This is a genomic window from Streptomyces sp. NPDC127106 (assembly GCF_042677605.1).
Taxonomy (GTDB): domain Bacteria; phylum Actinomycetota; class Actinomycetes; order Streptomycetales; family Streptomycetaceae; genus Streptomyces.
This window is the reverse complement of the sequence record NZ_JBHXTC010000055.1, coordinates 42,252-51,449: the sequence shown is the minus strand read 5'-3', so window position 1 is coordinate 51,449 and position 9,198 is coordinate 42,252. Positions and strand designations below refer to the sequence as shown.

The window sequence follows — 9,198 nt, the reverse complement described above, 5'->3', positions numbered from 1 at the left end:
CCGCAGCCTCACGGTCAAGATCCCGGCCGGTGTCGAGAACGGCACCCGGATCCAGCTCGCGGGCGAGGGCGAGGTCGGCCCCGGCGGCGGCCCCGTCGACCAGGTCGCCGTCGAGGTCTACCGCGGCCAACTCGCCGGGGAGGCCGCCTGGTACGACGTCTCGATCGCCGAGGAGGACACCCTCGGCACCCACGACGACGGCTACGACGCCAAGCTGGCGATCCTCCTGGAGGACCCGGTCCCCGTGGTGTCGTTCACCTTCGGCTGCCCCGCGCCGGCCGTCATCGCCTCCCTGCGCACGGCGGGCACGTACAGCGTCGTCACCGTCACCTCGGTCGACGAGGCCCGCGCCGCCCAGGCGGTGGGTGCCGACGCCGTCTGCGTCCAGGGCGTCGAGGCGGGCGGCCACCAGGGCACCCACCGCGACGACCCGCAGGCCGACGCCACGGCCGGGGTCGGCCTGCTCGCGCTCGTGGCACAGGTGCGCGAGGCGGTGGCCCTCCCGATCATCGCGGCGGGCGGACTGATGCGCGGCTCGCAGATCGCAGCGCTGCTGGCGGCCGGCGCCGAGGCGGCCCAGCTCGGCACGGCGTTCCTCGCCTGCCCGGAGTCCGGGGCGCACCCGCTGCACAAGAAGGCGCTGACGGACCCCCTGTTCCCGCACACCGAGCTCACCAGGGCGTTCTCCGGGCGCCCGGCCCGCGGTCTGGTGAACCGTTTCATGCGGGAGCACGGCCCCTACGCCCCGTCCGCCTACCCGCAGGTCCACCACATGACCGCGGGGCTGCGCAGGGCCGCCGCCGCGGCCGGCGACCCGCAGGGCATGGCCCTGTGGGCGGGGCAGGGGCACCGGCTCGCGCGGGCGATGCCGGCGGGTGAGCTGGTGGAGGTGCTGGCGGCGGAACTGGCCGAGGCGCAGAGCACGTTGAACGACATGCAACAGAGGAGTACGTCATGACCGCCCCGGTGTTCGTGGTCGAAGAGGTCCCCGCGGGACCGCAGTTCGTCCTGGACGGCCCGGAGGGCCGGCACGCGGTCTCCGTGAAGCGGCTGAACCCGGGCGAGGCGGTGGTCCTCACCGACGGCCGCGGCGGCTGGGCCGAGGCCGTGGTGGAGGCGGTGGAGGGCAAGGACAGGCTGGCCGTTTCGGTGTCCGCCACGGGCCGCGAGCCGGAGCCGGAGGTCCGGATCACCGTCGTCCAGGCCCTGCCGAAGGGCGATCGCGGCGAGGTGGCGGTCGAGACCATGACCGAGACCGGCGTGGACGCGATCGTCCCCTGGCAGGCCTCGCGCTGCATCACCCAGTGGCGCGGCGACCGCGGCGCCAAGTCGCTGGCCAAGTGGCGCAACACCGCGCGCGAGGCGGGCAAGCAGTCCCGCCGGGTCCGCTTCCCCGAGGTGGCCGAGGCCGTGACCACCAAGCAGGTCGCGGCCCTCCTGGCCGACGCCGACCTGGCGGTGGTGCTCCACGAGGACCGCGACCACCCCTCGGGCGCACTGGCCACGGCCGACCTCCCGGCCGCGGGCTCCATCGTCCTCGTGGTCGGCCCCGAGGGCGGGGTCTCGCCCGAGGAGCTGGCCCTCTTCGCGGAGGCGGGCGCCCGACCCCTCCGCCTGGGGCCCTCGGTGCTGCGCACCTCCACCGCGGGCACCGCGGCGGCGGCGGTCCTGCTGGCCCGGACCGGCCGCTGGTCCTGAAATCCGCGACGGGGGCGGGGCGGCGCCGGATACGATCTCCAGGCTGATCAACACCGACGCGGGCGGCACCGCCCGGGCCGAACCACCGCACCACACCTCACGTCACCCACACCACAACCTCACCTCACGGAAGGCACATCGATGGCCGGGGAACCGCAGGCGGACTGCCTGTTCTGCAAGATCGTCGCGGGTCAGGTCCCGGCGACCGTGGTCCTGGAGACCGAGACCGTCGTCGCCTTCCGGGACATCAACCCGCAGGCTCCCACGCACGTGCTCGTCATCCCCAAGGCGCACTACCCCGACGCGGCGTCGCTGGCCGCCGGGGCGCCGGAGCTCGCCGCCGACGTGCTGCGCGAGGCCGGAGCCATCGCCGCCCAGGAGAAGGTCGACGACCACGGCTACCGGATCGTCTTCAACACCGGCTCCGGCGCGGGCCAGACGGTCTTCCACGCGCACGCACACCTCCTCGGCGGGCGCGGCCTGCAGTGGCCGCCGGGATAACACCGTGTCCGTACGCGAATTCGTGGTCCTGGGCACCGCCAGCCAGGTGCCCACCCGCCACCGCAACCACAACGGCTACCTCCTGCGCTGGGACGGCGAGGGGATCCTCTTCGACCCGGGCGAAGGGACCCAGCGCCAGATGCTCCGCGCGGGGGTGGCCGCGCACGACATCAACCGGATCTGTGTCACCCACTTCCACGGCGACCACAGCCTCGGCCTCGCCGGGGTGATCCAGCGCATCAACCTCGACCAGGTCCCGCACCCGGTCACCGCGCACTACCCGGCCTCCGGGCAGAAGTTCTTCGACCGGCTCCGGTACGCCACCGCCTACCGGGAGACCGTGCAGCTGCGCGAGGAGCCCGTGGTGCAGGACGGAACGCTGGCCGAGGGGCCCTCGTACGTCCTCCAGGCCCGCCGCCTGTCCCACCCCGTGGAGTCCTTCGGCTACCGGCTCACGGAGCCCGACGGGCGCCGCATGCTGCCCGAACTCCTCGCCCGGCACGGGATCAAGGGGCCCGACGTGGGCCGGATCCAGCGGGAGGGCCGGCTGGACGGGGTCACCCTCGACGACGTCAGCGAGCTCCGGCCCGGCCAGAGCTTCGCCTTCGTCATGGACACCAGGCTCTGCCCCGGCGTGGAGGAACTCGCCGAGGGCTGCGACATGCTGGTCATCGAGTCCACCTTCCTCGACGAGGACGCGCAGCTGGCCGCCGACCACGGGCACCTGACCGCCGGACAGGCCGCCCGCGCGGCCCGTGACGGGGGCGTGCGCCACCTGGTGCTGACGCACTTCTCGCAGCGCTACGGCGACCCCTGCGAGTTCGAGCGCCAGGCGCGCGCCGCCGGCTTCGAGGGCGAACTGACCATCGCCGCGGACCTCGCCCGGGTGCCACTGCCCAAGCGGCGCCAGGACTGACGGGACTCCGGCCGGTGCCGGCGGCGCTGCCGGCACCGGCACATGCGGCGACCGGGCCGTTCCGGGGAGCGACCCGACGGTGATGTACGCCACACTGGGGTTTGAGTCCGGCCCGGACGGGAAGGGCTGCCGGCCTTCCGCCGGAACGGCCGCCGGAAGGAACGACCCTTCGCGCCGATCGGGGAGTGCACCGTGACCAACCGGGACAGCCGACTCAGCCTCAGCGCCGACCTGGACCCGCTCGGTCCGCTGCGCGACCCCCAGGACCCGGGGTGCGACGTCTTCCTGACCGGCACGGTCTTCCTCGACATCATCTTCACCGGCCTCGACTCCGCCCCGGTGCGCGGTACGGAGTCCTGGGCGCGCGGCATGGGCTCCAGCCCCGGCGGGGTGGCCAACATGGCCACCGCCCTCGCCCGGCTCGGTCTGCGCACCTCCCTGGCCGCGGCCTTCGGGGACGACCACTACGGCGAGTACTGCTGGGACGCGCTGGAGCAGGGCGAGGGCATCGACCTGTCCATGTCGCGGACCATCCCCGGCTGGCACAGCCCGGTCACCGTCTCGATGGCGTACGAGGGCGAGCGCACCATGGTCTCGCACGGCCACGAGGCGCCGCCCCCGGCCGGCTCCGGTCCCTTCCCGCAGTGCCCGCCGCGCACGCGGGCGGCCGTGGCCTCGCTGGCCCCGGGCCGGGTGGACGGCTGGATCGGGGAGGCGGCCCGCCGCGGGGCGCGGATCTTCGCGGACGTGGGGTGGGACGAGACGGGGCGCTGGGACCTCGGTGCGCTGGCCGACCTGGAGCACTGCGACGCGTTCCTGCCGAACGCGGGGGAGGCGATGCGGTACACGCGCACCGAGTGCCCGAGAGCGGCGGCGCGGGCGCTGGCCGAACGGGTGCCCGTCGCCGTGGTCACGCTGGGCCCGGAGGGCTCGTACGCGGTGGATTCGGGGACCGGCGAGACGGCGGAGGTGCCGGGGATCGCGGTGGACGCACTGGACCCGACCGGGGCCGGGGACGTCTACGTGGCCGGGTTCGTCACCGGCACGCTGGCCGGATGGCCGCTGGCCGACCGGCTCGCCTTCGCGGGCCTGACGGCGGCCCTGTCGGTCCAGGAGTTCGGCGGCTCCCTGTCCGCCCCGGGCTGGCCCGAGGTGGCCCACTGGTGGCAGACGGCCCCGGACGGGCTGCGGGACCGCTACGGCTTCCTGGACGACCTGATCCCGCGGGACGCGTCCCGCGGGCCCCGTCGCCGGGCGGTCCCGACGATCGGCTTCCGCTACTCCGTGTAGCCGAGCCGAAGCCGGGGCGGGCGCGGGGCTGCACGGCTGCCGGAAAACCCCTCGGTGAAGCCGCCGCGGCGACGTACCCTTGGTACTCCGGAGGTCGTCGATCGGCGCGGCCCCTCAGTGGGAGGTATGTGCAGGCCAGAGTGCCGGCCCATGACTCAGACACCATCAGCTCACACCGCGGCGCAGGGACAGGCGCGAGCCCATTTCACCGTTCCGGCGAGCCACCCGATGGTGGCGGTGCTCGGTCCCGGTGACGCCCTGCTGCGTGTGATCGAGAAGGCCTTCCCGAAGGCCGACATCCATGTTCGGGACAACCAGGTCAGCGCGATCGGGGAAGCGGCGGAAGTCCGCCTGATCCAGCGCCTGTTCGACGAGATGATGCTCGTGCTCCGCACCGGGCAGCCGATGACGGAGGACGCAGTGGAACGCTCGATCGCCATGCTCAGGGCGAGCGACAACGGCAACGGCCCGCAGGAGACCCCGGCCGAGGTGCTCACGCAGAACATCCTCTCCAGCCGCGGCCGTACGATCCGCCCCAAGACCCTGAACCAGAAGCGGTACGTCGACGCGATCGACAAGCACACGATCGTCTTCGGCATCGGCCCCGCCGGTACCGGCAAGACCTACCTCGCCATGGCCAAGGCGGTCCAGGCCCTGCAGTCCAAGCAGGTCAGCCGGATCATCCTGACCCGCCCGGCCGTCGAGGCCGGAGAGCGGCTCGGCTTCCTGCCCGGCACGCTCTTCGACAAGATCGACCCGTACCTGCGCCCGCTGTACGACGCGCTGCACGACATGCTCGACCCGGACTCGATCCCGCGGCTCATGGCCAACGGAACGATCGAGGTGGCCCCCCTCGCATACATGCGCGGCAGGGCCCAGCCGGTGTTCACCAAGGTGCTGACCCCCGATGGCTGGCGCCCCATCGGCGACCTGCGCGTCGGTGACCTCGTCGTGGGGTCGAACGGTGAGCCGACCCCGGTTCTCGGCGTCTACCCCCAGGGCGAGAAGGACATCTACCGCGTCACCGCCCAGGACGGCTCCTGGACCCTCTGCTGCGGCGAGCACCTGTGGACGGTCCGAACGGCTTCGGACAGGCGCCGGAACAAGCCGTGGCGGGTCCTGGAGACCAAGGAGATGATCGGCAAGCTCCGTGCCGCGCACGCGCGGCGCTACGAGCTGCCGCTGCTCACCGCTCCCGTCGAGTTCCCTGCGCGCGAGGTTTCGATGGACCCGTACGCGCTGGGTCTGCTACTCGGCGACGGATGCCTCACCGGGTCCACCACGCCGTCCTTCTCCACGTCCGATCCGGAGCTCGCCGAAGCCCTGGAGGCGGCGCTCCCCGGTGTCGTGGCCCGGCACAAGGGCGGCCCCGACTACGTCCTGAACCGGGTGAAGTCGCCCGGAGACGTGGTCACCCTGGAGAACCCGGTCACCCGGGTCATGCGTGAGCTGGACCTGCTCGGCAGCCGTTCGCACTCCAAGTTCGTGCCGGACGACTACCTGTTCAACACGGCCGAGGTCCGTCTCGCGGTACTCCAAGGCCTGCTCGACTCCGACGGCGGCCCCGTCGCTCAGCGGGACCGCACCTGCCGCATCCAGTACTCCACGTCCTCGATCATTCTGCGGGACGATGTGATCGCGCTCGTCCAGTCCCTGGGCGGTGTCGCCTACACCCGACGGCGCAGGGCCGAAGACCGCGCCCAGGGCAGCGCCCTAGCCGCGCACCGGTTCGACTCGCACGTCGTCGACATCCGGCTCCCCGAGGGCATCGAGCCGTTCCGCCTCTCCCGCAAGCGGGACGCGTACCGCGCGGCGGGCGGCGGCGGGCGTCCGATGCGCTTCATCGACTCCATCGAGCCCGCGGGCCGCGAGGAGGCGGTCTGCATCCAGGTGGCCGCAGAGGATTCCCTGTACGTCACCCAGGACTACCTGCTGACCCACAACACCCTCAACGATGCCTTCGTGGTCCTCGACGAGGCGCAGAACACGAGCCCGGAGCAGATGAAGATGTTCCTGACCAGGCTCGGCTTCGACTCGAAGATCGTCATCACGGGTGACGTCACCCAGGTCGACCTCCCCGGCGGCACCAAGTCCGGTCTGCGTCAGGTCCAGTCGATCCTGGAGGGGATCCCGGACATCCACTTCTCGCGGCTCACGTCCGAGGATGTCGTCCGGCACAAGCTGGTCGGCCGTATCGTCGATGCGTACGAGAAGTACGACGACAGCCAGGCAGGCCAGGAAACCCGGCCGGCCCGGAACGGCACCCAGCGGAAGTAGAACCCAGCGCACCATGTCGATCGACGTCAACAACGAGTCCGGAACCGAGGTCGACGAGCGGGCGATCCTCGACATCGCCCGCTACGCGCTCACCCGCATGCGGATCCACCCCCTGTCCGAGCTGTCCGTCATCGTCATCGACGAAGATGCGATGGAGCAGCTCCACATCCAGTGGATGGACCTGCCCGGACCCACCGACGTCATGTCCTTCCCGATGGACGAGCTCCGTCCGCCGGCCAAGGACGACGAGGAGCCCCCGCAGGGGCTCCTCGGTGACATCGTGCTCTGCCCCGAGGTGGCGAAGAAGCAGGGCGAGGAGGCCCCGACCCGGCACTCCATGGACGAGGAGCTCCAGCTCCTGACCGTCCACGGGGTGCTGCACCTGCTCGGCTACGACCACGAGGAGCCGGACGAGAAGGCCGAGATGTTCGGACTCCAGGCGGCCATCGTCGACGGCTGGCGCAGCGAGCGCGGCCTGACGGGCCCGTCCCCGGCCCCGACCGTCTCGTGACCGCCCCGCAACTGATCACCGGGGCGGTCCTGCTGGTGGTGATCGCCTGGTTCGCGGCCTGCGCCGAGTCCGGCCTCGCCCGGGTGACCAGCTTCCGCGCCGAGCAGGCCGCGCGGGAGGGCCGGCGCGGCAGCGAGAAGTTGCTCCAGGTCGCCCAGGACACCACCCGCTACCTCAACGTGGCCCTGCTGGTGCGGGTGACGTGCGAGATGGCCGCGGGGGTGCTCGTCACGTACGTCTGCCTCGACGCGCTCGGCGAGAACTGGAAGGCACTGCTCACCGCGATCGCCGTGATGGTGCTGGTCTCCTTCGTCGCCGTCGGCGTCTCGCCGCGCACCATCGGCCGCCAGCACCCGCTCGGCACGGCGACGGCCGCCGCGTACGTCCTGGTCCCGCTAGCCCGCGTGATGGGGCCCATCCCGCAGCTGCTGATCCTCATCGGCAACGCCCTGACCCCTGGCAAGGGGTTCCGCAAGGGGCCGTTCGCCTCGGAGGCCGAGCTGCGCGCCATGGTCGACCTGGCGGAGAAGGAGTCGCTCATCGAGGACGAGGAGCGCCGGATGGTGCACCAGGTCTTCGAGCTGGGCGACACGCTGGTGCGCGAGGTGATGGTGCCGCGCACCGACCTGGTTTGCATCGAGCGGTACAAGACGGTCCGCCAGGCGACGACGCTCGCGCTGCGCTCGGGCTTCTCGCGCATCCCGGTGACCGGGGAGAACGAGGACGACATCGTCGGGATCGTCTACCTGAAGGACCTGGTCCGCAAGACGCACATCAGCCGGGACGCGGAATCCGACCTGGTCTCCACGGTCATGCGGCCGGCGGCGTTCGTACCGGACACCAAGAACGCGGGCGACCTGTTGCGCGAGATGCAGCAGGTGCGCAACCACGTCGCCGTCGTCATCGACGAGTACGGCGGCACGGCCGGCATCGTCACCATCGAGGACATCCTGGAGGAGATCGTCGGTGAGATCACCGACGAGTACGACCGGGAGCTCCCGCCCGTCGAGGACCTCGGCGAGGACCGGTACCGGGTCACGGCCCGTCTCGACATCACCGACCTCGGCGAGCTGTTCAAGGTCGAGGCCTTCGACGACGAGGACGTGGAGACGGTCGGCGGTCTGCTGGCCAAGGCCCTCGGGCGAGTGCCGATCGCCGGTGCCTCGGCGGTGGTGGAGCTGCCGGACGGGCGGCCGCTGCGGCTGACGGCCGAGGCGCCGGCCGGTCGCCGGAACAAGATCGTGACCGTGCTCGTGGAGCCCGTGGCCCCGGCGGAGACCGAGGGCGAGGGGGAGGAGGGGGAGTGACCCCGGCGGAGCTGCGCGAGCTGTGCCTGAGTTTCAACGCGGCGGTGGAGGAATTCCCCTTCAACCCCGAGACCTCGGTGTTCAAGGTGCTGGGAAAGGTGTTCGCGCTGTCGTCGCTCGACGCGGAGCCGCTGAAGGTGAACCTCAAGTGCGAGCCCGAGCTGGCGGTGCGGCTGCGCGCCGAGTACGAGGCGGTCGTGCCCGGCTGGCACATGAACAAGCGGCACTGGAACACGGTGACGGTGGGCGGGCCCGGCGCCCTGCCCGAGGCGATGGTCCGGGAGCTCGTCGAGGACAGCTACGACCTCGTGGTCGCGGGCCTGCCGAGGGCGGAGCGGCTGCGCCTGGACCGGCCCTGAGGGACCGGCGGCCCTGAGCGGACCGGTGGCCCTGGGCGGACCGGTGGCCCTGCTGCCCGCCGGTCGGGGGCCCGCCCGCCGGGCTCCCGGAGGTGGGACGAACATCACTGTTTTCCGAGGCTTTCGGCAGGAGGCATTTCCTTACCGTGCCCTTATGTTGGTCCAGGCCAATCCCTGAAACGGGAGTGACGCGGGGGACAGACGGGGGATGGAGGGGAGAGCGGCGGGGCGCCGGGGGGGGGGGGAGCCCCCCCCCGGCGCCCCAATACTATTGTGCAAAAAGGCAAAAACCCCGGTAAACCCCCCGCCACCCAAAAAAAAAACCCAAGAGCGCGACCC

The 9,198-nt window shown here is 72.0% G+C and carries 9 protein-coding genes; all 9 read left to right on the top strand.

Translation table 11 applies throughout. The features are described from left to right. Positions 1-49: 49 nt before the first annotated feature. The 9 genes from ACFVGY_RS31275 to ACFVGY_RS31235 all read left to right on the top strand — a co-directional run bounded on the left by ACFVGY_RS31275 (position 50) and on the right by ACFVGY_RS31235 (position 8,859). On the top strand, positions 50-958 hold the full coding sequence (locus tag ACFVGY_RS31275) for a nitronate monooxygenase (RefSeq protein WP_385683736.1): 909 nt from the start codon (positions 50-52) through the stop codon (positions 956-958). Beyond that, positions 955-1,698, top strand: coding sequence for a 16S rRNA (uracil(1498)-N(3))-methyltransferase (locus tag ACFVGY_RS31270; protein ID WP_385683733.1), 744 nt, complete (start codon positions 955-957; stop codon positions 1,696-1,698). Before ACFVGY_RS31275 ends, ACFVGY_RS31270 begins: the two co-directional genes overlap by 4 nt. Positions 1,699-1,839: 141 nt before the next feature. Further along, positions 1,840-2,199: a histidine triad nucleotide-binding protein gene (locus ACFVGY_RS31265; RefSeq protein WP_385683730.1), complete on the top strand. Its 360-nt coding sequence runs from the start codon at positions 1,840-1,842 to the stop codon at positions 2,197-2,199. A 4-nt stretch (positions 2,200-2,203) separates the two neighbouring features. Further along, positions 2,204-3,115, top strand: coding sequence for a ribonuclease Z (locus ACFVGY_RS31260; RefSeq protein WP_385683727.1), 912 nt, complete (start codon positions 2,204-2,206; stop codon positions 3,113-3,115). A 192-nt stretch (positions 3,116-3,307) separates the two neighbouring features. Continuing rightward, positions 3,308-4,405, top strand: coding sequence for a PfkB family carbohydrate kinase (locus ACFVGY_RS31255; RefSeq protein WP_385683724.1), 1,098 nt, complete (start codon positions 3,308-3,310; stop codon positions 4,403-4,405). A gap of 150 nt (positions 4,406-4,555) precedes the next feature. Further along, positions 4,556-6,682: a PhoH family protein gene (locus ACFVGY_RS31250; RefSeq protein WP_385683721.1), complete on the top strand. Its 2,127-nt coding sequence runs from the start codon at positions 4,556-4,558 to the stop codon at positions 6,680-6,682. Positions 6,683-6,695: 13 nt separating this feature from the next. After that, positions 6,696-7,193, top strand: a complete 498-nt coding sequence (gene ybeY, locus ACFVGY_RS31245) for an rRNA maturation RNase YbeY (RefSeq protein WP_385683718.1) — start codon at positions 6,696-6,698, stop codon at positions 7,191-7,193. After that, the gene (locus tag ACFVGY_RS31240; protein WP_385683715.1) at positions 7,190-8,500 is read left to right on the top strand and encodes a hemolysin family protein; all 1,311 of its coding nucleotides are present in this window, start codon (positions 7,190-7,192) and stop codon (positions 8,498-8,500) included. The genes ybeY and ACFVGY_RS31240 overlap by 4 nt, the downstream gene beginning before the upstream one ends. Then, positions 8,497-8,859 (top strand): MmcQ/YjbR family DNA-binding protein, encoded by a 363-nt coding sequence (locus tag ACFVGY_RS31235; protein WP_385683713.1) that lies wholly within the window; start codon positions 8,497-8,499, stop codon positions 8,857-8,859. Before ACFVGY_RS31240 ends, ACFVGY_RS31235 begins: the two co-directional genes overlap by 4 nt. The last annotated feature ends 339 nt before the right edge of the window (positions 8,860-9,198 follow it).

What these genes read in the sequence shown, in the direction of transcription:
- ACFVGY_RS31270 (WP_385683733.1), top strand. Translation starts at nt 955, where the DNA reads ATGACCGCCCCGGTGTTCGTGGTCGAAGAGGTCCCCGCGGGACCGCAG.
- ACFVGY_RS31265 (WP_385683730.1), top strand. Translation starts at nt 1,840, where the DNA reads ATGGCCGGGGAACCGCAGGCGGACTGCCTGTTCTGCAAGATCGTCGCG.
- ACFVGY_RS31250 (WP_385683721.1), top strand. Translation starts at nt 4,556, where the DNA reads ATGACTCAGACACCATCAGCTCACACCGCGGCGCAGGGACAGGCGCGA.
- ybeY (WP_385683718.1), top strand. Translation starts at nt 6,696, where the DNA reads ATGTCGATCGACGTCAACAACGAGTCCGGAACCGAGGTCGACGAGCGG.